The sequence below is a fragment of the Burkholderia sp. lig30 genome (assembly GCF_000687455.2).
In the GTDB taxonomy this organism is placed as follows: domain Bacteria; phylum Pseudomonadota; class Gammaproteobacteria; order Burkholderiales; family Burkholderiaceae; genus Burkholderia.
On the sequence record NZ_JGVW01000048.1, the window covers coordinates 41,485 to 66,610 of the forward strand.

The window sequence follows — 25,126 nt, forward strand, 5'->3', positions numbered from 1 at the left end:
CGTGAGGTTCCGGGCGGATGAGGGAAGGCGGGCGACGATCAGCCGCATGCCGGCGTGGTGGCCGGCGTGGTGGCCGGCGCGGGCCGGGCGTCGGCTTGCGCGGCGGGATAGCCTGACGCCAGCTCGTTGAGGCGGCCGTCGGCGAGCGAGAAGATCCAGCCGTGCACGAGCGGCGGGCGCTCGCGGTCCCGCACGATCGGCGACGCGCGCAGCAGCCGGACCTGCTCGAGCACGTTGAGCTCGGCGAGGCGGTCGGCGGCGGCGTCGGCCGGCAGGCCGTCGAGCGCGTCGCGGTGCCGCCGCGCGAGCGCGCACAGCGGCGCGATGCGGCGGGTGACGTGCGGCAGGCCGGGCGACGGCGGCAGCAGCGACGCGCGCACGCCGCCGCAGCCGTAGTGTCCGCAGACGATCACGTGATCGACTTCCAGCACGCGCACCGCGTATTCGAGCACGCTCGCGCAGTTGTCGTCGTCCGGGTGGAACAGGTTCGCGATGTTGCGATGGACGAACAGTTCGCCTGGCGGGCTGTGCGTGATGGTTTCGGCCGGCACGCGGCTGTCCGCGCAGCCGATCCACAGCACGCGGGGATTCTGCCCGCGCGACAAGCCGGCGAAGAAGCCGGGCGCGCGCTCGCGCGTCTCGCGGGCCCAGGCGATGTTGGCGACCAGCATGCTCTTCGGGCGATTCATGAGGACTCCTTTTTGACGTGTCCGGACAATGATGCGGCGAAGCAAGCGGAAATCTTATCTTGCGAAATTGAAAGGTTTGGGTTTCGGGTGATATTAGGGGGTCGCCCTAGCGCGAAACACGAGTTGAAATATTTTGTTTCAAATTAAATCGAGGCGGTACGTCAATTGCACCAGGCTGGCGCGCCCGACGCGCGGGGTCGAATGGCGGAATCCCCGGGAGGGCTTGTCCTGCGGCGTGTCCGGGCGGATCGCCGATTATTGTTTATTCGTGCGGAAATGATTTCCTGCGGGCAGCGGCAAGGCGCGGGGGCGGAAAAACTTCGCCATTCACGCGCGCGGGGCGTGAATGGCGACAATAAAAAATCGGGCGGATTGCGCCAAATGTTTAAAAAAGGGTGCGGCGATCGGGGTCGTGCAGCGGGTCGGGGCTCTTCTGCATCATTCGCAAGATGCCCTGGCCGTCGAAATAGAAGCTGTACATCATGTACCAGACGTTGTCCTCGAGGTAGCGGTACGTCCACACTTCGCGCTTCATCAGCGGGAAATACCCGGTCTCGACCGGGCGGCCGAAATTGACGAGGACGTCGGTCCGGGTCCATGTGCCGATTTCCGCGCGATAGAACTCGCTCGGCTGCAACACCTGACGCACGTTGACGATCTTGCCGGCCGCGTCGACGTCGGCCGCGGTGGTGACCTCGCCCATCGGCTGGGTCGGCCACATCAGGCGCTTGCCGCCGCCGGGCAGGTCGTAGATTTCGCGCGGCGGCCCCATGCGCGCGACGATCGCCGACTGATCCTGGCCAGCCTGAAATTGCTGCCACGGCTGCGCGCAGCCGGCGACGAGCGTCGCGGCGCAGGCGAGCAGCAGCGGAAGACGAATACGCATGTGCTTCTCCATGACACGGGATAACGACGTTTTATCACGGACGGCGCCGGCTCGTGCGCGCGGCGCGCAAAATGGTGCGCGATCGCCTCGCCCGGCCGCCGCCGGGGGGCGCTTGCCCGTGCGGGGCGTCGCGGCCTATGATCCGCGCTTCTCATGCAGATACGAGGCGGGAAAGCAGATGCAGGCATGGAAGCGTTGCGTGCTCGCGGCGAGCGCAGGATGGATGCTGGCGGCGACGGCCGCGTTCGCGGGCGGCGAGCCGGTCAGGATCGCGCTGATCGAGGGGATGTCCGGCCCGTTCGCGAATGCCGGGGCGGCGGTCGAACGCAATCTCCGCTTCGGCGTCGAGCGGGTCAACGCCGACGGCGGCGTGAAACTGCGTGACGGCGCGCATCCGCTCGAGCTCGTCGTGCTCGACAGCAAAGGCAGCCCCGAGGAGGCGCTCGTGCAGCTGCGCGCTGCGTCGGACCGGCACATCGGCTTCGTCGCGCAGGGCAACGGCTCGGCCGTCGCAGCCGCCCTCGTCGCGGCGCTGGACAAGCTGAACGCGCGCAGCCCGGATAACCGGATGCTGTTTCTCAACTATTCGGCCGACGACCCGGCGCTGACGGGCGCGCGCTGCAGCTTCTGGCATTTCCGCTTCGACGCGCACGCGGGCATGCGGATGGCCGCGCTCGCCGACGTGATGGCGCGCGACCGCGCGCTGCACAAGGTCTACCTGCTGAACCAGGACTACAGCTTCGGCCGCGACGTCAGCACGCTGGCTCGCGACGCGCTCGCCGTGCGGCGCCCGGACGTGGCGGTGGTCGGCGACGAGTTCCACCCGATCGGGCGGATCAAGGATTTCTCGCCTTACGTCGCGAAGATCCGCGCGAGCGGCGCCGACGCGGTCGTGACCGGCAACTGGGGCAACGACCTGACGCTGCTCGTCAAGGCGGCGCGCGAGCAGGGGCTCGACGCGAAGTTCTACACGTTCTACGGCAACAGCCTCGGTGCGCCGGCGGCGCTCGGCGACGCGGGCGTCGGGCGTGTCGTCGCGGTCGCCGACTGGCACCCGAACGCTGGCGGCACGAAATCGGACGCGTTCTACCGCGCGTTCCGGGCGCGCTTCCCGGCCGCGCAGGACGACTATCCGGTGCGGCGGATGAGCCTGATGATCGAGATGCTGGCGGCGGCGATGGCGCGCGCGGGCTCGGCCGACCCGGCCGCCGTCGCGCGCGCGCTCGAAGGGCTGTCCTTCGACGACGGCTTCCATTCGTCGCGGATGCGCGCGCAGGACCACCAGTTGATCCAGCCCCTTTACGTGATGGAAATGGACAAGGCCGGGGCGTCCGGCGTGCGCTTCGACAACGAAGGGTCCGGCTACGGCTTCCGCACGGTGCTGGCGGTCCCGCCGCAGCGGACCGAGCTGCCGTCGGCCTGCTCGATGACGCGCCCGTGACGGGGCGTCCCGGCGTGTCGCGGACCTGTGCTACAATCCTGCCCGGTTGTTACCACGGCACGGCCATTCTTCCGTGTCCGCCTGTTCAGTTAGAAAGGAAATCAAATGTCTGTTGCTGATATCAAGAAGTCGGAAGTCGTCGCTCAGTTCGCCCGTGGCGCAAACGACACGGGTTCGCCCGAAGTGCAGGTCGCGCTGCTGACCGCACGCATCGTCGAACTGACGGGTCACTTCAAGAGCCACGCGAAGGATCACCACAGCCGCCGCGGTCTGCTGCGCATGGTGAGCCGCCGCCGCAAGCTGCTCGACTACCTCAAGGGCAAGGATGCCGACCGTTACCGCGCACTGATCGAGAAGCTGGGTCTGCGTAAGTAATCGGGGCGACTGCCTCCAGCAAGATGCCTGTGTCAGTGCGCTGATACAGGCATTTTGTTTTTGCGCGGTGCGTCGCGTCTCACGCACCGCGGGCGGTCGGGCCGTTTTGCGCCAGCCGCCCGAACGGCCGATACCGGGGTCGGGATTTGTGTCATTCCAGCGCGCTGCTTGCCGAGCGCCGCGCTGGAATGGCATAAAAAACACACCTTTCTCCGGGGAGTCCGGCCGGGACGCCGCCGCACCGACTGTCGGCGCGGCGAACGACACAGATCGAATCCAAAGGAGCAAACATGTCCATGTTCAACAAGGTCGTGAAGGAATTCCAGTGGGGCCAGCACAAGGTGCGCCTCGAAACCGGCGAGATCGCCCGTCAGGCGAGCGGCGCCGTGATCGTCGACGTCGAGGACACCGTCGTGCTCGCGACCGTCGTCGGCGCGAAGTCGGCGAAGCCGGGCCAGGATTTCTTCCCGCTGACCGTCGACTACCTCGAGAAGACCTATTCGGCCGGCAAGATCCCGGGCGGCTTCTTCCGCCGTGAAGGCCGTCCGTCGGAGCACGAGACGCTGACCTCGCGCCTGATCGACCGTCCGCTGCGCCCGCTGTTCCCGGAAGGCTTCTACAACGAAGTGCAGGTCGTGATCCACGTGCTGTCCGTGAACCCGGAAATCCCGGCGGACATCCCCGCGCTGATCGGCGCGTCGGCCGCGCTGGCCGTGTCGGGCCTGCCGTTCAACGGCCCGGTGGGCGCGGCGCGTGTCGCATACATCGACAACGCATACGTGCTGAACCCGACGCGTGACCAGATCAAGGCGTCGAGCCTCGACCTCGTCGTTGCGGGTACGGAACGCGCGGTGCTGATGGTCGAGTCGGAAGCGGATCAGCTGACGGAAGACGTGATGCTGGGCGCCGTGGTGTTCGGCCACGAGCAGATGCAGACGGCGATCGACGCGATCCACGAACTGGTGCGCGAAGGCGGCAAGCCCGAGTGGGACTGGCAGCCGGCGCCGAAGAACGAGGCGCTGATTGCACGCGTGACCGAATTGGCGGAGAACGACCTGCTCGCCGCTTACCAGCTCCGCGACAAGCAAGCCCGCTCGGCGAAGCTGAAGGAAGTCTACGCGGCGACTTCGGCGAAGCTCGAGGAAGACGCGCTGGCGGCCGGTACGGTCGCGGCCGACAAGGCCACCGTCGGCAACGTCCTGTTCGATATCGAGGCAAAGATCGTCCGTTCGCAGATCCTGAACGGCGAGCCGCGCATCGACGGCCGCGACACGCGCACCGTGCGCCCGATCGAGATCCGCACCGGCGTGCTGCCGCGCACCCACGGCTCGGCGCTGTTCACGCGCGGCGAGACGCAGGCGCTGGTCGTCGCGACGCTCGGCACGAAGGGCGACGAGCAGATCATCGACGCGCTCGAAGGCGAATACCGTGAGCGCTTCATGCTCCACTACAACATGCCCCCGTTCGCGACCGGCGAAACGGGCCGCGTCGGCTCGCCGAAGCGTCGCGAAATCGGTCACGGCCGCCTCGCTAAGCGCGCGCTGGTCAAGTGCCTGCCGAGCGCCGACGAATTCGGCTACTCGATCCGCGTCGTGTCGGAAATCACCGAATCGAACGGTTCGTCGTCGATGGCATCGGTGTGCGGCGGCTGCCTCGCGCTGATGGACGCCGGCGTGCCGATGAAGGCGCACGTCGCGGGCATCGCGATGGGCCTGATCCTCGAAGGCAACAAGTTCGCGGTGCTGACCGACATCCTCGGCGACGAAGATCACCTCGGCGACATGGACTTCAAGGTGGCCGGCACGGAGCAAGGCGTGACGGCGCTGCAGATGGACATCAAGATCCAGGGCATCACGAAGGAAATCATGCAGGTCGCGCTCGCGCAGGCGAAGGAAGGCCGCATGCACATCCTCGGCAAGATGACGTCGGCAGTGTCGGGCGCGAACACGCAGCTGTCGGAATTCGCGCCGCGCATGATCACGATCAAGATCAACCCGGAAAAGATCCGCGACGTGATCGGCAAGGGCGGCTCGGTGATCCGCGCGCTGACCGAAGAAACCGGCACGACGATCGACATTTCGGATGACGGCGTCGTGACGATCGCGAGCACGAGCAGCGAAGGCATGGCCGAGGCGAAGAAGCGCATCGAGAACATCACCGTCGAGATCGAAGTCGGCCAGGTGTACGAAGGCACGGTGCTGAAGCTGCTCGATTTCGGTGCGATCGTGAACCTGCTGCCGGGCAAGGACGGCCTGCTGCACATCTCGGAAATCGTCAACGAGCGCGTGAAGGACATCAACGACTACCTGAAGGAAGGCCAGCAGGTGAAGGTCAAGGTCATCCAGACGGACGAAAAGGGTCGCGTGCGCCTGTCGGCGAAGGCGCTCCTGAACGAAGCGGCGGCAGCGCCGCAAGCGGATACGCCGCCGCAGCAGTAAGCGGACGGACAAACGGCCGGCAGCGTGAAAGCGCGCCGGCCGTTTTTTCTGTAGCATCGGCCGCCTTGTCTTGCGCCCGAGCACGGGCGCGCCTACTCATCGCGATCCTGGAGCGACGCACATGAAAGCCATCGAAATCACCGAATTCGGCGCCCCCGACGTCCTGAAACTCACCGAGCGCCCGCGCCCCGAACCGGCGCGCGGCGAAGTGCTGATCAAGGTGACGGCGTCGGGCGTCAACCGTCCGGACGTGTTCCAGCGCAAGGGCGCCTATGCGCCGCCTCCCGGCGCGTCGGATCTGCCGGGCCTCGAAGTCGCCGGCGAGATCGTCGGCGGTGACCTCGGCGATGCCGCGTCGAACCCGTTCGGGCTGAAGCTCGGCGATCGCGTCTGCGCGCTGCTCGCGGGCGGCGGCTATGCCGAATACGTGGTCGCGCCGCTGCCGCAATGCCTGCCGGTGCCCGACGGGCTCACCGACATCGAGGCGGCGTCGCTGCCGGAGACGTTCTTCACCGTGTGGAGCAACGTGTTCGACCGCGCGCAGCTCGGCGCGGGCGAGCGCGGCGCGCAGGAGACGCTGCTGGTGCAGGGCGGCTCGAGCGGCATCGGCGTGACGGCGATCCAGATCGCGCACGCGCTCGGCTATCGCGTGTTCGCGACCGCGGGCAATGCCGACAAGTGCCGCGCGTGCGAAGCACTGGGCGCCGAGCGCGCGATCAATTACAAGACCGAGGACTTCGTCGAAGTCGTGAAGTCGCTGACGCACAACCGCGGCGTGGACGTGATCCTCGACATGGTCGCGGGCTCGTACGTGCCGCGCGAGCTGTCCGCGCTCGCCGACGGCGGCCGCCTCGTGCTGATCGCGTTGCTCGGCGGCGCGAAGTCGGAGGTCAACCTGGGCGAAATCCTGCGCCGCCGCCTGACGGTGACGGGCTCGACGCTGCGCCCGCGCCCGGTCGAGTTCAAGGCGCGCATCGCCGCGCAGCTCAAGGCGCGCGTGTGGCCGCTCCTCGCCGACGGCCGGATCAAGCCGGTGATCTACCGCGTGCTGCCGGCCTCGCAGGCCGCGCAGGCGCACGCGCTGATGGAAAGCGGCGAACATATCGGCAAGATCGTGCTGGATTGGGGTGCGAACGCGTGACATGCCCGGTTTGACCGGTTCAAGACGCACGCAGTAAAATCGCCGGTTTGCTTCGCCAGATGAAACCTGACGGCCGGTTCCCGGTTCGTCCATGACGAGACAAACGATGTCGAAACAAAGAACAAAGCGGGTGATCGGCAACTGGAAGATGCACGGCCGGCTGGCCGGCAACCAGGCGTTGCTGAACGAAGTGGTGCAGGGTGCGGGCGCAGTGCCGGCGGAAACGGAAATCGGCGTGTGCGTGCCGTTCCCGTATCTTGCGCAGGTTCAGCAGCAGCTTGGCGGCGGTCGCGTCGCCTGGGGCGCGCAGGACGTGTCGGCGCACGAGCAGGGCGCGTTCACCGGCGAAGTGGCCGCGGCGATGGTCGCGGAATTCGGCGCGCGCTACGCGCTCGTCGGCCACTCCGAGCGTCGCGCGTATCACGGCGAGCGCAACGAGACGGTCGCCGCGAAGACGCAGCGCGCGCTCGCCGCGGGGCTCACGCCGGTCGTGTGCGTCGGCGAAACGCTCGACGAGCGTGAGGCGGGTGCGACGGAGCAGGTGGTCGGCACGCAGCTCGATGCCGTGCTCGACGTGCTGACGGCCGACGAGGCCGCGCGCATCGTGGTCGCGTACGAGCCGGTCTGGGCGATCGGCACCGGCAAGAGCGCGACGGCCGGGCAGGCGCAGCAGGTTCATGCGTTTCTGCGCGCGCGTCTTGCGGCAAAGGGCGCGGCACACGTGTCGTTGCTGTACGGCGGCAGCGTGAAGCCGGACAATGCTGCCGAATTGTTCGGACAGCCGGACATCGATGGCGGCCTGATCGGCGGCGCATCGCTGAAGGCTGACGATTTTCTGGCGATCTGCCGGGCCGCGCATTGAGCGGTCCGGGGTCGTATTGAACCATGACGGCGGCCGGCGCGAGCCGGTCGCCCGATTCAAGCTCGGGTGGATGTGATGCTGTATTTGAAAACGCTGATTATTGTGGTGCAGGTTCTGTCTGCGCTCGGTGTGATTGGTCTCGTGCTGCTCCAGCACGGCAAGGGTGCGGACATGGGGGCGGCATTCGGCAGCGGCGCATCGGGCAGCCTGTTCGGCGCCACGGGTTCCGCGAACTTCCTGTCGCGCACGACCGGGATCCTGGCGACGCTGTTTTTCATCGCGACGCTCGCGCTGACGTATCTCGGCTCGTACAAGTCGCAGCCGTCGGCGGGGGTGCTCGGCGGTGTGGCGACTGCGCCTGCATCGGCGTCGGCCGCTTCCGCGCCGGCAGTCGCATCGGCTGCGATCGCGGGTTCGGCGGCACACGCGCCGGGTCAGGACGTTCCGAAATAAAAAGTTAAAAAAGTTGCACTTTCTCGTTGAACTCTTCTGAGAGCCGGGTTAGAATTTAATTCTTGAAGCGATTCGCGGGAAGCAAGTAGTGAATTCCCGGGTTGCATGCAGTGCCGACGTGGTGAAATTGGTAGACACGCTATCTTGAGGGGGTAGTGGCGAAAGCTGTGCGAGTTCGAGTCTCGCCGTCGGCACCAAAGTTTCTCAATGCCAGCCGCTTCGTGTGGTCTGGCATTTTTCATTTCTGGGCCTCGCTTGCGATTGTCTTGCGATCTCCGGCAGTCCGAAATGATTCCTTCCGCCGGATAGTGTTATTCTCCGGACGCTCAGAACTAACCGATTGAGGATAGCCTTGAACCTCGCAGCCTATTACCCCGTCTTGTTGTTCCTCCTCGTGGGCACCGGTTTAGGTATAGCGCTGGTCAGTATCGGCAAGCTGCTCGGTCCGAACAAGCCGGACGTCGAGAAGAACGCGCCGTACGAATGTGGCTTTGAAGCCTTCGAGGACGCACGGATGAAGTTCGACGTGCGCTACTATCTCGTCGCCATCCTGTTCATCATCTTCGATCTCGAAACCGCGTTCCTGTTTCCGTGGGGCGTCGCCCTGCGTGACATCGGCTGGCCCGGTTTCAGCGCAATGATGATTTTTCTGCTCGAATTCCTGCTGGGCTTTGCCTATATCTGGAAGAAAGGCGGCCTCGACTGGGAGTAATGGGCTAATCGCCGGTTTGCATAGGCGGCCACGCTTCGCCGCCTGTCTGGAGTGGAAAGCAAATGAGTATCGAAGGGGTCTTGAAGGAAGGGTTTGTCACCACGACGGCTGACAAGCTGATCAACTGGACGCGTACTGGCTCGCTGTGGCCGATGACGTTCGGTCTCGCGTGCTGCGCCGTCGAGATGATGCACGCGGGCGCCGCCCGTTATGACCTGGACCGGTTTGGCGTCGTGTTCCGTCCGAGTCCGCGTCAGTCCGACGTGATGATCGTCGCTGGCACGCTGTGCAACAAAATGGCGCCTGCGCTGCGCCGCGTCTACGACCAGATGGCCGAGCCGCGCTGGGTGATCTCGATGGGGTCGTGCGCGAATGGTGGTGGCTACTACCACTACTCGTATTCCGTGGTGCGCGGTTGTGATCGCATCGTGCCGGTCGACGTCTACGTGCCGGGCTGTCCGCCGACCGCCGAGGCGCTGGTCTATGGCGTGATCCAGCTGCAGGCGAAGATTCGCCGGACCAACACCATCGCCCGTCAATAAAGCTCCGAGCGTCCCCTCAATATGGCAAGCAAAATCGAGACCCTCAAGGCGAACCTCGAAGCCGCGCTCGGCGCGCGCGTGGTGAGCCTCACCGAAGCAATCGGTGAACTGACGCTCGTCGTGAAGGCGAGTGATTCCCTCGAAGTCGCGAAGATCCTGCGCGACGATCGCAAGCTCGGCTTCGAGCAGCTGATCGACCTGTGCGGCGTCGACTACCAGACCTACGGCGACGGCGCGTACGATGGCCCGCGTTTCGCGGCCGTGTCGCACCTGCTGTCGGTGGCGAACAACTGGCGTCTGCGCCTGCGCGTATTCGCACCGGACGACGACCTGCCGATCGTCCCGTCGTTCGTCGACATCTGGAGTTCCGCGAACTGGTACGAGCGCGAGGCGTTCGACCTGTACGGCCTGGTGTTCGAGGGTCACCCCGACCTGCGCCGCATCCTGACCGACTACGGCTTCATCGGCCACCCGTTCCGCAAGGACTTCCCGGTGTCGGGCTATGTCGAGATGCGTTACGACCCGGAAGAGAAGCGTGTCGTCTACCAGCCGGTGACGATCGAGCCGCGCGAAATCACGCCGCGCGTGATCCGCGAGGATCGCTATGGCGGTCTGAAACATTAAGAGGGCGTCATGGCAGAAATCAAGAACTACACGCTCAACTTCGGCCCGCAGCACCCGGCAGCGCACGGCGTGCTGCGCCTCGTGCTCGAGCTCGACGGCGAAGTCATCCAGCGTGCCGATCCGCACATCGGCCTCCTGCATCGCGCGACCGAAAAGCTCGCCGAATCCAAGACCTTCATTCAGTCCGTGCCGTACATGGACCGTCTCGACTACGTGTCGATGATGGTCAACGAGCACGGCTACGTGCTCGCGATCGAGAAGCTGCTCGGCATCGACGTACCCGAGCGCGCGCAGTACATCCGCGTGCTGTTCGATGAAGTCACGCGCGTGCTGAACCACCTGATGTGGATCGGCGCGCACGCGCTCGACGTCGGCGCGATGGCGGTGTTCCTGTATGCGTTCCGCGAGCGCGAAGACCTGATGGACGTGTACGAAGCGGTGTCCGGCGCCCGGATGCATGCGGCGTACTACCGTCCGGGCGGCGTCTATCGCGATCTGCCTGACGCAATGCCGCAATATAAGGCGTCGAAGATTCGTAACGAGAAGGCGCTCGCGAGGATGAACGAAGCGCGCCAGGGCTCGGTGCTCGACTTCATCGACGATTTCTTCACGCGCTTCCCGAAGTGCGTCGACGAATACGAAACGCTGCTGACCGACAACCGGATCTGGAAGCAGCGTCTGGTCGGGATCGGCGTCGTCAGCCCGGAACGTGCGCTGCAGCTCGGCCTCACGGGGCCGATGATCCGCGGCTCGGGCATCGCGTGGGACCTTCGCAAGAAGCAGCCGTACGAAGTGTACGACCGCCTCGACTTCGACGTGCCGGTCGGCGTGAACGGCGACTGCTACGACCGCTATCTGGTGCGCGTCGAGGAAATGCGTCAGTCCACCCGCATCGCGAAACAATGTATTGAGTGGCTTCGCAAGAATCCGGGGCCTGTGATGACGGACAATCACAAGGTTGCGCCGCCGTCGCGGGTCGGCATGAAGACCAACATGGAAGACTTGATTCACCACTTCAAGCTCTTCTCGGAAGGTTTCCATGTGCCGGAAGGCGAAGCGTACGCTGCAGTCGAGCATCCGAAGGGCGAATTCGGCATCTATCTCGTGTCGGACGGCGCGAACAAGCCGTACCGCCTGAAGATCCGTGCGCCGGGCTACGCGCATCTGGCGGCGCTCGACGAAATGGCGCGCGGTCACATGATCGCCGACGCCGTCACGATCATCGGTACGCAGGACATCGTGTTCGGCGAAATCGATCGCTAATGGTTGCGCCGCCCGCGCGAGCGGGCGGCGAGCAGCAAGTCACACGCGATGCGCGCTGAACCGGCGCGGCTTCGCAAGCTGTCAACAGTGAGCGCCAGGTCTGCCCCACGCATGCCGTGCGGCAGGTTGTTCGTTCGGTAGGAATTGAAAGAGTCGTGTCTGAAAATGATCTCAGCTGAAGGCCTGAAAGAAATCGATCGCGCGATCGCGAAGTACCCCGCCGATCAGAAACAGTCCGCCGTGATGTCGGCGTTGGCCGTCGCTCAGGAAGAGCATGGCTGGCTGTCGCCCGAACTGATGCAGTTCGTCGCGGACTACCTCGAGATGCCGGCTGTCGCCGTGCAGGAAGTCGCGACGTTCTACTCGATGTACGAGCTCGCGCCTGTCGGCAAGCAGAAGATCACGCTCTGCACGAACCTGCCGTGCCAGCTCGGTCCGCACGGCGGCGCGGAAGCGACTGCCGATTACCTGAAACAGAAGCTCGGCATCGGCTTCGGCGAAACGACGCCGGACGGCAAGTTCACGCTGAAGGAAGGCGAGTGCATGGGTGCGTGCGGCGACGCGCCGGTGCTGCTGGTGAACAATCACAAAATGTGCAGCTTCATGAGCCGCGACAAGATCGACCAGCTGCTTGAGGAGCTCTCGAAATGACGTCCCTTCACGACCGTCACATCAAACCGCTGATCCTCGCTGGTCTGAACGGCGAGAACTGGCACCTCGAAGATTACGTTGCGCGTGGCGGCTACAAGCAGCTGCGCCGCATCCTCGAAGAAAAGATTCCGCCCGAGCAGGTGATTGCCGACGTCAAGGCGTCGGGCCTGCGCGGCCGCGGCGGCGCGGGCTTCCCGACTGGCCTGAAGTGGAGCTTCATGCCGCGTCAGTTCCCGGGGCAGAAGTACCTCGTCTGCAACTCGGACGAAGGCGAGCCGGGCACGTTCAAGGATCGCGACATCCTGCGCTGGAACCCGCACGCGCTGATCGAAGGCATGGCCATCGGCGCGTACGCGATGGGCATCACCGTCGGCTACAACTACATTCACGGCGAGATCTTCGAAGTGTATCGACGCTTCGAAGCTGCCCTCGAGGAAGCGCGCAAGGCGGGCTTCCTCGGCGACAACATCATGGGCTCGGAATTCTCGTTCCAGCTGCACGCGCACCACGGTTACGGCGCGTACATCTGCGGCGAGGAAACGGCGCTGCTCGAGTCGCTCGAGGGCAAGAAGGGCCAGCCGCGCTTCAAGCCGCCGTTCCCGGCGAGCTTCGGCGTGTACGGCAAGCCGACCACGATCAACAACACCGAGACGTTCGCCGCGGTGCCGTTCCTGCTGACGGTCGGCCCGCAGAACTACCTCGAGCTGGGCAAGCCGAACAACGGCGGCACGAAGATCTTCTCGGTGTCGGGCGACGTCGAGCGTCCGGGCAACTATGAAGTGCCGCTCGGCACGCCGTTCGCGACGCTGATGGAACTGGCCGGCGGCATGCGCGGCGGCAAGAAGATCAAGGCGGTGATCCCGGGCGGCTCGTCCGCGCCGGTGATCCCGGGCGACATCATGATGCAGACCGACATGGACTACGATTCGATCGCGAAGGCGGGCTCGATGCTCGGCTCGGGCGCGGTGATCGTGATGGACGAGACGCGCTGCATGGTTCGTTCGCTGCTGCGCCTGTCGTACTTCTATCACGAAGAGTCGTGTGGCCAGTGCACGCCGTGCCGCGAAGGCACCGGCTGGCTGTGGCGCGTCGTGAACCGTATCGAGCATGGCCAGGGCCGCAAGGAAGACCTGGACCTGCTGAATTCGGTCGCAGAGAACATCATGGGCCGCACGATCTGCGCGCTCGGCGATGCGGCAGCGATGCCGGTGCGCGGCATGCTGAAGCACTACTGGGACGAATTCGCGTACCACGTCGAGCACAAGCATTGCATGGTCGGCGGCCACGCGCACGCGGCGGCGGCCTGACGCGAACCCGGTTGCAGAAAATGAGCGCGCGGTCGAGCGAATGCGCGAACGAGCGGAAATAGGTTAAGGACCATTCACCATCATGGTTGAACTTGAAATAGACGGCAAGAAGGTCGAGGTGCCCGAAGGCAGCATGGTGATCCAGGCTGCGCACAAGGCGGACAAGTACATTCCTCACTTCTGCTATCACAAGAAACTGTCGGTTGCGGCCAACTGCCGGATGTGTCTCGTCGATGTCGAGAAGATGCCGAAGGCCGTGCCTGCCTGCGCGACCCCCGTGTCGGCCGGCATGATCGTCCACACCAGCTCCGAGAAGGCGGTGAAGGCGCAGCAGTCGGTGATGGAATTTCTCCTCATCAACCACCCGCTCGATTGCCCGATCTGCGATCAGGGCGGCGAGTGCCAGCTGCAGGATCTCGCGGTCGGCTACGGCAAGTCCGCGTCGCGCTACAGCGAAGAGAAGCGCGTGGTGTTCCACAAGAACGTGGGCCCGTTGATCTCGATGGAAGAGATGTCGCGCTGCATCCACTGCACGCGCTGCGTCCGCTTCGGCCAGGAAATCGCCGGCGTGATGGAGTTCGGCATGCTGAACCGCGGCGAGCACTCGGAAATCACGACGTTCGTCGGCAAGACGGTCGATTCCGAGCTGTCGGGCAACATGATCGACCTGTGCCCGGTCGGCGCGCTGACCAGCAAGCCGTTCCGCTACAGCGCACGGACCTGGGAACTGTCGCGCCGCAAGTCGGTGAGCCCGCACGATTCGGTCGGCGCGAACGTCGTCGTGCAGGTCAAGAACAACCGCGTGATGCGCGTGCTGCCGTTCGAGAACGAAGCGATCAACGAATGCTGGATCTCGGACAAGGACCGCTTCTCGTACGAAGGCCTCAACAGCGAAGAGCGCCTGACCAAGCCGATGATCAAGCAGGGCGGCCAGTGGATCGAAACCGACTGGCAGACCGCGCTCGAATACGTCGCGAAGGGCCTGAAGGGCATCAGCGCGGATCACGGCGCGAACGCGCTGGCGATGCTCGCGAGCGCGCACAGCACCGCTGAAGAGCTGTTCCTCGTGAAGCAGCTCGCGCACGAGCTGAAGACGCCGAACGTCGACTTCCGCCTGCGCCAGCTCGATTTCTCGGCGCCTGTGCAGGGCGCCCCGTGGCTCGGCATGCCGATCGCCGATCTGACGAACGTGAATGCCGCGCTCGTGATCGGTTCGCTGCTGCGCCGCGACCACCCGCTGTTCGCCGCACGCCTGCGTCAGGCCGCGAAGAACGGCGCGAAGCTGCATTTCCTCCACGCGACGCGTGACGACGCGCTGATCCCGGGCGCGCAACGCATCGCCGCTGCGCCGTCGGCATGGCTCGACGAACTGGCCGGCATCGCCGCCGCCGTCGCACAGCTGCGCGGCGTCGCGCTGCCGGACGCGCTGTCGGGCGTCGCCGCATCGCCGGCTGCGCAGCAGGTCGCGCAATCGCTCGCGAACGGCGAGCGCCGCGTCGTGCTGCTCGGCAACGCCGCCGTCCAGCATCCGCAATTCGCCCGTCTGCACGCACTGGCGCAGTGGATTGCCGACAACACCGACGCGACGCTCGGTTTCCTGACCGAAGCCGCGAACACGGTGGGCGCCCATGCGGTCAACGCGCTGCCGGGCGAAGGCGGCCTGAACGCACGCGAAGCGTTCGCGCAACCGCGCAAGGGTTACGTGCTGCTCAACGTCGAGCCGGAATTCGACACCGCCGATCCGGCGCAGGCGATCGCCGCGCTGAACCAGGCAGAGATGGTCGTCGTGATGTCGCCGTTCAAGCACGGCCTCGACTACGCGGACGTCCTGCTGCCGATCGCGCCGTTCACCGAAACGGCCGGTACCTTCGTCAACGCCGAAGGCACCGTGCAGAGCTTCAACGGCGTCGTGCGCCCGCTCGGCGACACGCGCCCGGCCTGGAAGGTGCTGCGCGTGCTCGGCAGCCTGCTCGGCCTGCCGAACTTCGAATACGAGACCTCGGAAGAAGTGCGTCTCGCGGCGCTCGGCGACGAAGGTGTCGCGGCGCGCCTGTCGAACAAGACCGGCGTGGCGCCGTCGCGTGTCGCGGCTCAGGCGAATGGCGGCTTCGAGCGCCTGGCCGACGTGCCGATCTATCACGCCGACGCGCTGGTGCGCCGCGCGGGTGCGCTGCACCTGACGGCGGCGGCGAAGGCGGCGAACACGGTTGGCCTGCCGGCTGCGCTGTTCGACAAGCTGGGCTTGAAGGAAGGCGACGCGGTGCGCGTGCGCCAGGGCGAGCGTGCGGTGCAGTTGCCGGCCGTGCGTGACGAGAATCTTGCGGAGACGGTCGTTCGCGTGTCGGCGGCGACGCCTGCCGGCGCAGCGCTCGGCAGCCTGTCCGGTGAACTGGTGGTGGAGAAGGCGTAAATGAGCTTGTTCGATACGATCAACTCGGGCGGAGCCCAGCTTCTCGGCGTCGCATGGCCGACGGTGTGGGCGCTCGTGCGCATCCTCGTCGTCGCGGTCGCGATCCTGCTGTGCGTCGCGTACCTGATTCTGTGGGAACGTAAGCTGATCGGCTGGATGCACGTGCGTCTCGGTCCGAACCGCGTCGGCCCGGCCGGTCTGCTGCAGCCGATCGCCGACGTGCTGAAGCTGTTGCTGAAGGAAGTCATTCAGCCGAGCGCGGCCAGCCGCTGGCTGTACCTCGTCGCGCCGGTCATGACCGTCGTGCCGGCCTTCGCGGTGTGGGCGGTGATCCCGTTCCAGGCCGAGGCGGTGCTCGCGAACGTGAACGCCGGCCTGCTGTACGCGATGGCGATCTCGTCGATCGGCGTGTACGCGGTGATTCTCGCCGGCTGGGCGTCGAACTCGAAGTACGCGTTCCTCGGTGCGATGCGAGCCGCGGCGCAGATGGTCTCGTACGAAATCTCGATGGGCTTCGCGCTGGTGCTCGTGCTGATGACGGCCGGCAGCCTGAACCTGTCGGAAATCGTCGGTTCGCAGCAGCATGGCTTCTTCGCGGGCCACGGCGTCAACTTCCTGTCGTGGAACTGGCTGCCGCTGCTGCCGGCGTTCGTCGTCTACTTCATCTCGGGCATCGCCGAAACGAACCGCCACCCGTTCGACGTGGTGGAAGGGGAGTCGGAGATCGTCGCCGGTCACATGATCGATTACTCGGGCATGGCGTTCGCGCTGTTCTTCCTGGCCGAGTACATCAACATGATCGTGATCTCGGCGCTCGCCGCGACGCTGTTCCTCGGCGGCTGGGATGCACCGTTCGAATTCCTGTCGTTCATTCCGGGCATCTTCTGGCTGGTGCTGAAGGTCTTCGGGCTGCTGTCGATTTTCATCTGGGTCCGCGCGACGTTCCCGCGTTTCCGTTACGACCAGATCATGCGTCTGGGCTGGAAGGTGTTCCTGCCGGTCACTGTGATCTGGGTGGTCGTGGTCGGCTTCTGGATCATGTCGCCGCTCAATATCTGGAAATAAAGGTCGGATGCAATCATGACGGCAATTCAACAATTCTTTAAGACCTTCTTCCTGATCGAACTGCTGAAGGGGCTTGCGCTGACGGGGCGTTACACGTTCAAGCGCAAGTTCACGGTGCAGTTCCCGGAAGAGAAGACGCCGCTGTCGCCGCGCTTTCGCGGGCTGCACGCACTGCGCCGCTACGAGAACGGCGAAGAGCGCTGCATCGCGTGCAAGCTGTGTGAAGCCGTTTGCCCCGCGATGGCCATCACGATCGAGTCGGACACGCGCGCGGACAACACGCGCCGCACGACGCGCTACGACATCGACCTGACGAAGTGCATCTTCTGCGGTTTCTGCGAAGAGAGCTGCCCGGTCGATTCGATCGTCGAGACGCAGATCCTCGAGTATCACGGCGAGAAGCGCGGCGATCTGTATTTCACGAAGGAAATGCTGCTCGCAGTGGGCGATCGTTACGAGAAGGACATCGCAGCGGCGAAGGCTGCCGACGCGCCGTATCGTTGATTGTGTTTGCAGTGCCGGCTCGATGCGAGCCGGCCGAGCCGCCGCGGCGGTTGCGGCAAGCACTGCGCGCCGCAACCCGTGCCTGACTATGGCCTAACGATGAACCGGTAATCATGGAATTCACGACCGTACTGTTCTACATCTTCGCGCTGCTCCTGGTGGTATCAGGGGTGAAGGTGATCACTTCGCGCAACCCGGTGGCGTCTGCGCTTTTCCTTGTGCTGGCGTTCTTCAACGCCGCCGCGATCTGGATGCTGCTGGAAGCGGAATTCCTCGCGATCCTGCTGGTGCTGGTCTACGTGGGCGCCGTGATGGTGCTGTTCCTGTTCGTCGTGATGATGCTCGACATCAACATCGACTTCCTGCGGCGCGACTTCAAGCGATTCGTGCCGATGGCCACCGTCGTCGGCGCGATCATCGTGGTCGAGACGGCACTGATTCTGTGGCACGGCTACGGCGCGACGTCGACGCCGGTGCGTGACATGGCGACGGGCGCGCTGGCCGGCATGTCGAACACCCGCCTGATCGGCAAGATCATCTACACCGACTACATCTTCGCGTTCGAAATCGCCGGCCTCGTGCTGCTGGTCGCGATCATCGCAGCGGTCGCGCTGACCGAGCGCAAGGGCAAGGACAGCAAGCGCCAGCGCGTGTCCGACCAGGTCAAGGTGCGCCGCGAAGATCGCGTGCGCCTCGTGAAGATGCAAGCCGAGAAGCCGTTGCCGGAAACCGCCCAGAGCGAAGCCGGTTCGGGCACGAACGGCTAAGCGGAGGAAAGAAAACCATGTTGACTCTTGCTCACTACCTCGTGCTCAGCGCGATTCTGTTCGCGATCAGCATCGTCGGGATTTTCCTGAACCGTCGCAACATCATCATCATCCTGATGGCGATCGAACTGATGCTGCTCGCGGTGAACACCAACTTTGTCGCGTTCTCGCATTACCTCGGCGACGTGCACGGCCAGATCTTCGTCTTCTTCGTGCTGACGGTCGCCGCCGCGGAAGCCGCGATCGGCCTCGCGATTCTGGTGACCCTGTTCCGTAAGCTCGACACGATCAATGTCGAGGATCTCGATCAGCTCAAAGGTTAATTTCAGGCAACGCTGTTATGTCAACGACACTCAATGAAAACCTGCTGCTGGCGATTCCGCTCGCTCCGCTGGCCGGCTCGCTGATTGCGGGGCTGTTCGGGAACGCAGTGGGGCGCAAGGGCGCACACCGGATCACGATCCTCGGCGTCGCGATCGCATTCCTGCTTTCCGCGAAAGTCTTTTTCGACGTGATGGGAGGCGCGAGCTTCCACGCCACCGTCTACGAATGGATGCGCGTCGGTTCGCTGAAACTCGAAGTCGGCTTCCTCGTCGATTCGCTGACCGCGATGATGATGGTGGTCGTCACCTTCGTCTCGCTGATGGTGCACATCTACACGATCGGCTACATGTCGGAAGAAGACGGCTACCAGCGCTTCTTCTCGTACATCTCGCTGTTCACGTTCTCGATGCTGATGCTCGTGATGAGCAACAACTTCCTGCAGCTGTTCTTCGGCTGGGAAGCGGTGGGCCTGGTGTCGTACCTGCTGATCGGCTTCTACTTCACCCGTGAGAGCGCGATCTACGCGAACATGAAGGCGTTCCTCGTGAACCGCGTCGGCGACTTCGGCTTCCTGCTCGGCATCGGCCTGCTGCTCGCGTACGCCGGCTCGATGAACTACGGCGAAGTGTTCGCAAAGCGCGCCGAACTGGCGAGCCTGCACTTCCCGGGCACCGACTGGGGCCTGCTGACGGTTGCCTGTATCTGCCTGTTCATCGGCGCGATGGGCAAGTCGGCACAGTTCCCGCTGCACGTGTGGCTGCCGGACTCGATGGAAGGCCCGACCCCGATCTCGGCGCTGATTCACGCGGCGACGATGGTGACGGCCGGCATCTTCATGGTCACGCGCATGTCGCCGCTGTTCGAACTGTCGGATACCGCACTGTCGTTCATCACGGTGATCGGCGCGATCACGGCGCTCTTCATGGGCTTCCTCGGGATCGTCCAGAACGACATCAAGCGTGTCGTCGCCTACTCGACGCTGTCGCAGCTCGGCTACATGACGGTCGCGCTCGGCGTGTCCGCCTACCCGGTCGCCGTGTTCCACCTGATGACGCACGCGTTCTTCAAGGCGCTGCTGTTCCTCGGCGCAGGCTCGGTCATCATGGGCATGCACCACGATCAGGACATGCGCAACATGGGCGGTCTGCGCAAGTACATGCCGATCACGTGGATCACGTCGCTGGTCGGCTCGCTCGCGCTGATCGGCACGCCGTTCTTCTCGGGCTTCTACTCGAAGGACTCGATCATCGACGCGGTGAAGCTGTCGCACCTGCCGGGTTCGGGCTTCGCGTACTTCGCGGTCGTCGCGAGCGTGTTCGTCACGGCGCTGTACTCGTTCCGCATGTACTTCCTGGTGTTCCACGGCGAAGAGCGTTTCCGCAAGCCGAAGCATCCGGAATCGCCGATGGGCATCGAAGCGGCGCACGGTCACGGCCACCATGGTCATGGTCACGACGATCACGGCCACGCGCACGAGCCGCATGAGACGCCGTGGGTCGTGTGGGTGCCGCTGGTGCTGCTCGCGATTCCGTCGATCATCATCGGTGGGATCGCCATCAGCCCGATGCTGTACGGCGACTTCTTCCAGCACGGCGTGGTGTTCGACAAGGTGATCTTCATCGGCGCGAATCACCCGGCGCTGGCTGAAATGGCCGAGGAGTTCCACGGCTGGGCCGCGATGGGCCTGCACTCGGTGTCGACGCTGCCGCTCTGGTTCGCGCTCGCCGGCGTCGTCGCCGCATGGTTCCTGTACCTGAAGCGTCCGGCACTGCCCGCTGCGATCCGTCGCGCGTTCGGCCCGATCTACACGCTGCTCGACAACAAGTACTACATGGACAAGATCAACGAGGTGGTGTTTGCCAAGGGCTCGGTCGCGATCGGCCGCGGTCTGTGGAAGGAGGGCGACGTCGTGGTGATCGACGGCATCGTCAACGGCAGCGCCCGGTTCGTCGCCTGGTTCGCCGGCGTGATCCGCTTCCTCCAATCCGGTTACATCTATCACTACGCGTTCGCCATGATCATCGGCATGCTGGGGCTCCTGACCCTGTTTGTAACGCTCAGCGGCAAATAAGGCGGGGGACGACTAATGCACTCTTTTCCGATTCTCAGTACCGCGATCTGGCTGCCGATCGTCTTCGGCCTCCTCACGCTCGTGGTGGGTTCCGACAAAAACCCGGCGCCGGCGCGCTGGGTCGCGCTGATCGGGTCGCTGGCGGGTCTTGCCGTCACGATTCCGCTCATCACCGGCTTCGATGCAAGCTCGGCCGCTCTGCAGTTCGTCGAGCAGTCGACCTGGATCGAGCGCTTCAACATCTCGTATCACCTCGGCGTCGACGGCATCTCGATGTGGTTCGTCGTGCTGACCGCGCTCATCACCGTGATCGTCGTGATCGCGGGATGGGAGGTCATCACCGAGAACGTGGGCCAGTACCTGGCCGCCTTCCAGATCCTGTCGGGGATCATGGTCGGCGTGTTCTCGGCGGCTGACGGCCTGCTGTTCTACGTGTTCTTCGAAGCCACGCTGATCCCGATGTACATCATCATCGGCGTGTGGGGCGGCCCGAACCGCGTGTACGCGGCGTTCAAGTTCTTCCTGTACACGCTGGCCGGCTCGCTGCTGATGCTGGTCGCGCTGATCTACCTGTACACGCAAACGCACTCGTTCGACCTCGCGACGTGGCAGAACGCGAAGATCGCGATGACGCCGCAGATCATGTTGTTCATAGCGTTCTTCCTCGCGTTCGCGGTGAAGGTGCCGATGTGGCCGGTCCACACCTGGCTGCCGGACGCGCACGTGGAAGCGCCGACGGGCGGCTCGGTCGTGCTGGCGGCGATCATGCTGAAGCTCGGCGCGTACGGTTTCCTGCGCTTCTCGCTGCCGATCACGCCGGATGCGAGCCACTTCCTGGCGCCCGTGGTGATCACGCTGTCGCTGATCGCGGTGATCTACATCGGCCTCGTCGCGATGGTGCAGGCCGACATGAAGAAGCTGGTCGCGTATTCCTCGATCGCGCACATGGGCTTCGTCACGCTCGGCTTCTTCATCTTCAACCAGCTGGGCGTCGAAGGTGCGATCGTCCAGATGATCTCGCACGGTTTCGTGTCGGGCGCGATGTTCCTGTGCATCGGCGTGCTGTATGACCGCCTGCACTCGCGCCAGATCGCCGATTACGGCGGTGTGGTGAACGTGATGCCGAAGTTCGCGGCGTTCGCGATGCTGTTCTCGATGGCCAACTGCGGCCTGCCGGGTACGTCGGGTTTCGTCGGCGAGTTCATGGTGATTCTCGCGGCCGTCCAGTTCAACTTCTGGATCGGTTTTGGCGCGGCATTCACGCTGATCCTCGGCGCGGCCTACACGCTCTGGATGTACAAGCGCGTGTACTTCGGCGCGGTCGCCAGCGACAAGGTCGCGAAGCTCGCGGACATCAGCCGCCGCGAGTTCCTGATGCTCGGCGTGCTGGCCGCGTTCACGCTGGTGATGGGCCTGTATCCGAAGCCCGTCACGGACGTGATGCACGTTTCCGTGGAAAACCTCCTCTCCCACGTCGCGCAGTCGAAGCTGCCGCTGGTGGCCCAGTAAGCGCGAGCAGAGGAAATCAAGATCATGCAAAACGCACCTATGAATGTCCTGTTGCCTGATGCGCTGGTGATGTTCGCCATCATCGTCGCGTGGCTGAACGACACCTTTACCGGCGCGGCCGGCCGCCGCCTGACCTATCTGATCGCGGTGCTGTCGTCGACGGCCGCTGGCGTGTGGTTCGCGACGCAAGCGCTCGATCCGCAGCAGTACTACTTCTTCTCGCGGATGTTGGTCGTCGACTCGTTCGCGAGCGTGATGAAGGCGGTCGTGTCGTTCGGCTTCGCCGTGTCGCTCGTCTACTCGCGCAAGTACCTCGAAGACCGCGACCTGTTCCGCGGCGACGTGTTCCTGCTCGGCATGTTCTCGCTGCTCGGCCAGCTGATCATGGTGTCCGGCAACAACTTCCTGACGCTGTATCTCGGTCTGGAACTGATGTCGCTGTCGCTGTACGCGATCATCGCGCTGCGTCGCGACGCGGCGCAGTCGAGCGAAGCGGCGATGAAGTACTACGTGCTGGGCGCGCTCGCATCGGGCTTCGTGCTGTACGGCATCTCGATGCTCTACGGCGCGACGGGCTCGCTCGAGCTGCCGGAAGTGCTGAAGGCGGTCGCATCGGGCCACATCAACACCGGCGTGCTGCTGTTCGGCGCGATCTTCATCGTGGCCGGCGTGGCGTTCAAGATGGGGGCGGTGCCGTTCCACATGTGGGTGCCGGACGTCTACCAGGGCGCACCGACCGCGATGACGCTGTTCGTCGGCGGCGGCCCGAAGGTCGCGGCGTTCGCGTGGGGCCTGCGTTTCCTGGTGATGGGCCTGTGGCCGCTCGCGGGCGACTGGCAGGAGATGCTGGTGATCCTCGCGGCGCTGTCGCTGATCGTCGGTAACATCACGGGTATCGTCCAGCGCAACATCAAGCGGATGCTCGCGTATTCGGCGATCTCGAACATGGGCTTCGTGCTGCTCGGCCTGCTGGCGGGCGTCATCAACGGCAATCCGGCCGATGCGGCGAATGCGTACAGCTCGGCGATGTTCTACACGATCGTCTACCTGGTGACGACGCTCGGTTCGTTCGGCGTGGTGATGCTGCTCGCGCGCCGCGATTTCGAAGCGGACACGATCGACGACTTCAAGGGCCTCAACAAGCGTAGCCCGGTGTTCGCGTTCGTGATGATGGTGATGATGTTCTCGCTCGCAGGCATCCCGCCGACGGTCGGCTTCTACGCGAAGCTCGCCGTGCTCGAGGCGACGGTCAACGCCGGCCTGACGTGGCTTGCCGTGCTGGCCGTGATCACGTCGCTGTTCGGCGCCTTCTACTACCTGCGCATCGTCAAGCTGATGTACTTCGATGAACCGCAGGATTCGACCCCGATCGCCGGCGATTTCTGCAAGCGCACGATCCTCGCGCTGAACGGCGTTGCCGTCCTCGTGCTCGGCCTGATCCCGAGCCCGCTGCTGACGGTCTGCCTGCAGGCAGTGCGTCACACGCTGCCGCTCTAATGTCGGCAGCAGGCTGGTTCATTGTGCTGTTGGCGCTCGCGGGCGCCAACTTGCCGTTTCTCAACCAGCGCCTCTTCGCCGTCGTGCCGCTCGGCGCGGCGAAGAAGAGCGCGTGGGTGCGGATCGGCGAACTGATCGTGCTGTATTTCGTCGTCGGCGCGCTCGGCTTCTGGCTCGAAGCGCGCGCCGGCAACCGGTTCGAACAAGGCTGGCAGTTCTACGCAATTACGTTCAGTCTCTTCGTCGTATTCGCGTTCCCCGGCTTCACGTTCCAGTATCTCGTCAAACGACGCTGACGGCTCAGGGCCTGTTCACGCCAATCGCGGACCCCGGCCGTCGCGCTCAACCTTGGAGCCGCCGATGGCCGAATTGCCCAACCACGACGCCGCATTGACCGAAACCTGCCTCGAAAGCGAGGCGATGTTCGACGGCGCATTCCTCAAGCTCAAGCGCGACACGGTGCGCCTGCCCGACGGCAAGCGTGCGACGCGCGAATACGTGCAGCATCCGGGCGCGGTGATGGTGATCCCGCTGTTCGACGACGGCCGCGTGCTGATGGAGAGCCAGTACCGTTATCCGATCGGCAAGGTGATGGCCGAATACCCGGCGGGCAAGCTCGATCCGGAGGAGGGCGCGCTGGCCTGCGCCGTGCGCGAACTGCGCGAGGAAACCGGCTACACGGCCCGCGAATATGTCTTCCTGACCCGCATTCATCCGGTCATTTCCTATTCGACCGAGTTCATCGACCTGTACCTCGCGCGCGGCCTGACGGCCGGCGAGCGCAAGCTCGACGACGGCGAGTTCCTCGAAACCTTCACCGCAACGCTGCCCGACCTGCTCGAATGGGTGCGCACCGGCCAGATCACCGACGTGAAGACGATCATCGGAACGATGTGGCTCGAAAAGGTGCTGTCGGGTGCATGGCCGCTCGGCGACGCGTTGACGCCGCGCGCTTAGGCGGGCGCGGGCATGCCGCGCTACAATTTGATGACACGGCCTGCGGCCGCGATCCCGATTGTTTTAGCACGATCGTTCACAAAAAGTCTTTTTGCGCTACACTCGTCACACGCCCTGATTCAGCATGAAGGTCCTCGATTTACAGTGCCCGCACGGTCATCGGTTCGAAGGCTGGTTCGCTTCCGCCGATGAATTCGAAGCGCAGTTGTCCCGCAAGCTGGTCGAATGCCCGGTGTGCGGGGCGACCGAGGTCAGCCGCATGCCGTCCGCGCCGCGCCTGAACCTGTCCGGCGCGACGCAGGCGCAGCCGGCCGACCCGCGCGCGCTGCAGGCGCAGGTGATGCGCGCGTTGCGCGAGGTGCTGGAGAAGACCGAGAACGTGGGCGAGCGCTTCGCCGAGGAAGCGCGGCGCATCCATTACAACGAAGCGCCGGCGCGCAGCATCCGGGGCGTCACGACTCCGGACGATGCGCAAGCCTTGGCCGAAGAAGGTATCGACGTGATGCCGCTGCCGATTCCTGCCGCGCTGAAAGAACCGCTGCAATAACGACATACGCAGCGTTTCCGTCGCCGGGCCGGTCGGCCGCGGCGAGCCCAGCATGGGACCAGAGTAAGCCCTAAAGCGCTAACTCTGGGCG

General features: G+C 64.6%; 25 protein-coding genes and 1 tRNA gene. 24 read left to right on the forward strand and 2 right to left on the reverse strand.

Going from position 1 to position 25,126, the window contains the following annotated elements:
• Positions 1–38: 38 nt before the first annotated feature.
• Both LIG30_RS03125 and LIG30_RS03130 read right to left on the reverse strand, forming a co-directional pair.
• Complete coding sequence (locus tag LIG30_RS03125; RefSeq protein ID WP_038709566.1) at positions 39–689, reverse strand: carbonic anhydrase; 651 nt, start codon at positions 687–689, stop codon at positions 39–41.
• 385 nt (positions 690–1,074) lie between these two features.
• Positions 1,075–1,587 carry a hypothetical protein gene (locus tag LIG30_RS03130; RefSeq protein ID WP_038709567.1) on the reverse strand — a complete coding sequence of 171 codons (513 nt, stop codon included), beginning with the start codon at positions 1,585–1,587 and terminating at the stop codon, positions 1,075–1,077.
• 166 nt (positions 1,588–1,753) lie between these two features.
• Between LIG30_RS03130 and LIG30_RS03135 the strand changes: the two genes are divergently transcribed.
• The 24 genes from LIG30_RS03135 (at position 1,754) to LIG30_RS03250 (ending at position 25,035) form a co-directional block, all read left to right on the forward strand.
• Entirely contained in the window at positions 1,754–3,016 is a 1,263-nt protein-coding gene (locus LIG30_RS03135) for a branched-chain amino acid ABC transporter substrate-binding protein (RefSeq protein ID WP_038709568.1), read from the forward strand.
• Between the two features lie 105 nt (positions 3,017–3,121).
• Positions 3,122–3,391 (forward strand): 30S ribosomal protein S15, encoded by a 270-nt coding sequence (rpsO, locus tag LIG30_RS03140; protein WP_038709569.1) that lies wholly within the window; start codon positions 3,122–3,124, stop codon positions 3,389–3,391.
• A gap of 290 nt (positions 3,392–3,681) precedes the next feature.
• Entirely contained in the window at positions 3,682–5,829 is a 2,148-nt protein-coding gene (gene pnp, locus LIG30_RS03145; RefSeq protein WP_038709570.1) for a polyribonucleotide nucleotidyltransferase, read from the forward strand.
• A 121-nt stretch (positions 5,830–5,950) separates the two neighbouring features.
• Positions 5,951–6,970 (forward strand): NAD(P)H-quinone oxidoreductase, encoded by a 1,020-nt coding sequence (locus tag LIG30_RS03150; RefSeq protein ID WP_038709573.1) that lies wholly within the window; start codon positions 5,951–5,953, stop codon positions 6,968–6,970.
• Positions 6,971–7,076: 106 nt separating this feature from the next.
• Complete coding sequence (gene tpiA, locus LIG30_RS03155) at positions 7,077–7,832, forward strand: triose-phosphate isomerase (protein ID WP_038709575.1); 756 nt, start codon at positions 7,077–7,079, stop codon at positions 7,830–7,832.
• Positions 7,833–7,907: 75 nt separating this feature from the next.
• On the forward strand, positions 7,908–8,285 hold the full coding sequence (secG, locus tag LIG30_RS03160; protein WP_038709578.1) for a preprotein translocase subunit SecG: 378 nt from the start codon (positions 7,908–7,910) through the stop codon (positions 8,283–8,285).
• A gap of 112 nt (positions 8,286–8,397) precedes the next feature.
• Positions 8,398–8,482 (forward strand) — tRNA-Leu (locus LIG30_RS03165).
• Between the two features lie 155 nt (positions 8,483–8,637).
• Positions 8,638–8,997 carry an NADH-quinone oxidoreductase subunit A gene (locus tag LIG30_RS03170; RefSeq protein WP_038709580.1) on the forward strand — a complete coding sequence of 120 codons (360 nt, stop codon included), beginning with the start codon at positions 8,638–8,640 and terminating at the stop codon, positions 8,995–8,997.
• Between the two features lie 62 nt (positions 8,998–9,059).
• Complete coding sequence (locus tag LIG30_RS03175) at positions 9,060–9,539, forward strand: NuoB/complex I 20 kDa subunit family protein (RefSeq protein ID WP_006398799.1); 480 nt, start codon at positions 9,060–9,062, stop codon at positions 9,537–9,539.
• Between the two features lie 21 nt (positions 9,540–9,560).
• A complete protein-coding gene (locus LIG30_RS03180) occupies positions 9,561–10,163 on the forward strand; it encodes an NADH-quinone oxidoreductase subunit C (RefSeq protein WP_038709581.1) in 603 nt (200 codons plus the stop codon).
• Between the two features lie 9 nt (positions 10,164–10,172).
• Positions 10,173–11,426 carry an NADH-quinone oxidoreductase subunit D gene (locus LIG30_RS03185; protein WP_038709583.1) on the forward strand — a complete coding sequence of 418 codons (1,254 nt, stop codon included), beginning with the start codon at positions 10,173–10,175 and terminating at the stop codon, positions 11,424–11,426.
• A gap of 165 nt (positions 11,427–11,591) precedes the next feature.
• Entirely contained in the window at positions 11,592–12,077 is a 486-nt protein-coding gene (gene nuoE / locus LIG30_RS03190; protein ID WP_038709585.1) for an NADH-quinone oxidoreductase subunit NuoE, read from the forward strand.
• Positions 12,074–13,384, forward strand: coding sequence for an NADH-quinone oxidoreductase subunit NuoF (gene nuoF / locus LIG30_RS03195; protein WP_038709587.1), 1,311 nt, complete (start codon positions 12,074–12,076; stop codon positions 13,382–13,384). The genes nuoE and nuoF overlap by 4 nt, the downstream gene beginning before the upstream one ends.
• Before the next feature lie 82 nt (positions 13,385–13,466).
• On the forward strand, positions 13,467–15,794 hold the full coding sequence (gene nuoG / locus LIG30_RS03200; RefSeq protein ID WP_038709588.1) for an NADH-quinone oxidoreductase subunit NuoG: 2,328 nt from the start codon (positions 13,467–13,469) through the stop codon (positions 15,792–15,794).
• Positions 15,795–16,859: an NADH-quinone oxidoreductase subunit NuoH gene (nuoH, locus tag LIG30_RS03205; RefSeq protein WP_038709590.1), complete on the forward strand. Its 1,065-nt coding sequence runs from the start codon at positions 15,795–15,797 to the stop codon at positions 16,857–16,859. It begins immediately after the preceding gene.
• Between the two features lie 15 nt (positions 16,860–16,874).
• Complete coding sequence (nuoI, locus tag LIG30_RS03210) at positions 16,875–17,363, forward strand: NADH-quinone oxidoreductase subunit NuoI (RefSeq protein WP_038709592.1); 489 nt, start codon at positions 16,875–16,877, stop codon at positions 17,361–17,363.
• A gap of 113 nt (positions 17,364–17,476) precedes the next feature.
• Entirely contained in the window at positions 17,477–18,130 is a 654-nt protein-coding gene (locus LIG30_RS03215; RefSeq protein WP_038709594.1) for an NADH-quinone oxidoreductase subunit J, read from the forward strand.
• 17 nt (positions 18,131–18,147) lie between these two features.
• Positions 18,148–18,453: an NADH-quinone oxidoreductase subunit NuoK gene (gene nuoK, locus LIG30_RS03220; protein WP_038709597.1), complete on the forward strand. Its 306-nt coding sequence runs from the start codon at positions 18,148–18,150 to the stop codon at positions 18,451–18,453.
• A 17-nt stretch (positions 18,454–18,470) separates the two neighbouring features.
• The gene (nuoL, locus tag LIG30_RS03225; RefSeq protein ID WP_038709598.1) at positions 18,471–20,525 is read left to right on the forward strand and encodes an NADH-quinone oxidoreductase subunit L; all 2,055 of its coding nucleotides are present in this window, start codon (positions 18,471–18,473) and stop codon (positions 20,523–20,525) included.
• Between the two features lie 15 nt (positions 20,526–20,540).
• Positions 20,541–22,034: an NADH-quinone oxidoreductase subunit M gene (locus tag LIG30_RS03230; RefSeq protein WP_038709600.1), complete on the forward strand. Its 1,494-nt coding sequence runs from the start codon at positions 20,541–20,543 to the stop codon at positions 22,032–22,034.
• A gap of 39 nt (positions 22,035–22,073) precedes the next feature.
• Positions 22,074–23,531, forward strand: coding sequence for an NADH-quinone oxidoreductase subunit NuoN (nuoN, locus tag LIG30_RS03235; protein ID WP_038709603.1), 1,458 nt, complete (start codon positions 22,074–22,076; stop codon positions 23,529–23,531).
• A complete protein-coding gene (locus LIG30_RS03240) occupies positions 23,531–23,827 on the forward strand; it encodes a DUF2818 family protein (protein ID WP_038709606.1) in 297 nt (98 codons plus the stop codon). Before nuoN ends, LIG30_RS03240 begins: the two co-directional genes overlap by 1 nt.
• A 64-nt stretch (positions 23,828–23,891) precedes the next feature.
• Positions 23,892–24,488, forward strand: a complete 597-nt coding sequence (locus LIG30_RS03245; protein WP_038709638.1) for an NUDIX domain-containing protein — start codon at positions 23,892–23,894, stop codon at positions 24,486–24,488.
• A gap of 124 nt (positions 24,489–24,612) precedes the next feature.
• Positions 24,613–25,035 (forward strand): DUF1178 family protein, encoded by a 423-nt coding sequence (locus tag LIG30_RS03250; protein ID WP_038709608.1) that lies wholly within the window; start codon positions 24,613–24,615, stop codon positions 25,033–25,035.
• Positions 25,036–25,126: the final 91 nt, after the last annotated feature.

Bases quoted from the DNA above. Each gene is read 5' to 3' on its own strand.
- LIG30_RS03125 (WP_038709566.1), bottom strand. From the start codon at position 689: ATGAATCGCCCGAAGAGCATGCTGGTCGCCAACATCGCCTGGGCCCGC.
- LIG30_RS03130 (WP_038709567.1), bottom strand. From the start codon at position 1,587: ATGGAGAAGCACATGCGTATTCGTCTTCCGCTGCTGCTCGCCTGCGCC.
- LIG30_RS03135 (WP_038709568.1), top strand. From the start codon at position 1,754: ATGCAGGCATGGAAGCGTTGCGTGCTCGCGGCGAGCGCAGGATGGATG.
- rpsO (WP_038709569.1), top strand. From the start codon at position 3,122: ATGTCTGTTGCTGATATCAAGAAGTCGGAAGTCGTCGCTCAGTTCGCC.
- pnp (WP_038709570.1), top strand. From the start codon at position 3,682: ATGTCCATGTTCAACAAGGTCGTGAAGGAATTCCAGTGGGGCCAGCAC.
- LIG30_RS03150 (WP_038709573.1), top strand. From the start codon at position 5,951: ATGAAAGCCATCGAAATCACCGAATTCGGCGCCCCCGACGTCCTGAAA.
- tpiA (WP_038709575.1), top strand. From the start codon at position 7,077: ATGTCGAAACAAAGAACAAAGCGGGTGATCGGCAACTGGAAGATGCAC.
- secG (WP_038709578.1), top strand. From the start codon at position 7,908: ATGCTGTATTTGAAAACGCTGATTATTGTGGTGCAGGTTCTGTCTGCG.
- LIG30_RS03175 (WP_006398799.1), top strand. From the start codon at position 9,060: ATGAGTATCGAAGGGGTCTTGAAGGAAGGGTTTGTCACCACGACGGCT.
- LIG30_RS03180 (WP_038709581.1), top strand. From the start codon at position 9,561: ATGGCAAGCAAAATCGAGACCCTCAAGGCGAACCTCGAAGCCGCGCTC.
- LIG30_RS03185 (WP_038709583.1), top strand. From the start codon at position 10,173: ATGGCAGAAATCAAGAACTACACGCTCAACTTCGGCCCGCAGCACCCG.
- nuoE (WP_038709585.1), top strand. From the start codon at position 11,592: ATGATCTCAGCTGAAGGCCTGAAAGAAATCGATCGCGCGATCGCGAAG.
- nuoF (WP_038709587.1), top strand. From the start codon at position 12,074: ATGACGTCCCTTCACGACCGTCACATCAAACCGCTGATCCTCGCTGGT.
- nuoG (WP_038709588.1), top strand. From the start codon at position 13,467: ATGGTTGAACTTGAAATAGACGGCAAGAAGGTCGAGGTGCCCGAAGGC.
- nuoH (WP_038709590.1), top strand. From the start codon at position 15,795: ATGAGCTTGTTCGATACGATCAACTCGGGCGGAGCCCAGCTTCTCGGC.
- nuoI (WP_038709592.1), top strand. From the start codon at position 16,875: ATGACGGCAATTCAACAATTCTTTAAGACCTTCTTCCTGATCGAACTG.
- LIG30_RS03215 (WP_038709594.1), top strand. From the start codon at position 17,477: ATGGAATTCACGACCGTACTGTTCTACATCTTCGCGCTGCTCCTGGTG.
- nuoK (WP_038709597.1), top strand. From the start codon at position 18,148: ATGTTGACTCTTGCTCACTACCTCGTGCTCAGCGCGATTCTGTTCGCG.
- nuoL (WP_038709598.1), top strand. From the start codon at position 18,471: ATGTCAACGACACTCAATGAAAACCTGCTGCTGGCGATTCCGCTCGCT.
- LIG30_RS03230 (WP_038709600.1), top strand. From the start codon at position 20,541: ATGCACTCTTTTCCGATTCTCAGTACCGCGATCTGGCTGCCGATCGTC.
- nuoN (WP_038709603.1), top strand. From the start codon at position 22,074: ATGAATGTCCTGTTGCCTGATGCGCTGGTGATGTTCGCCATCATCGTC.
- LIG30_RS03240 (WP_038709606.1), top strand. From the start codon at position 23,531: ATGTCGGCAGCAGGCTGGTTCATTGTGCTGTTGGCGCTCGCGGGCGCC.
- LIG30_RS03245 (WP_038709638.1), top strand. From the start codon at position 23,892: ATGGCCGAATTGCCCAACCACGACGCCGCATTGACCGAAACCTGCCTC.
- LIG30_RS03250 (WP_038709608.1), top strand. From the start codon at position 24,613: ATGAAGGTCCTCGATTTACAGTGCCCGCACGGTCATCGGTTCGAAGGC.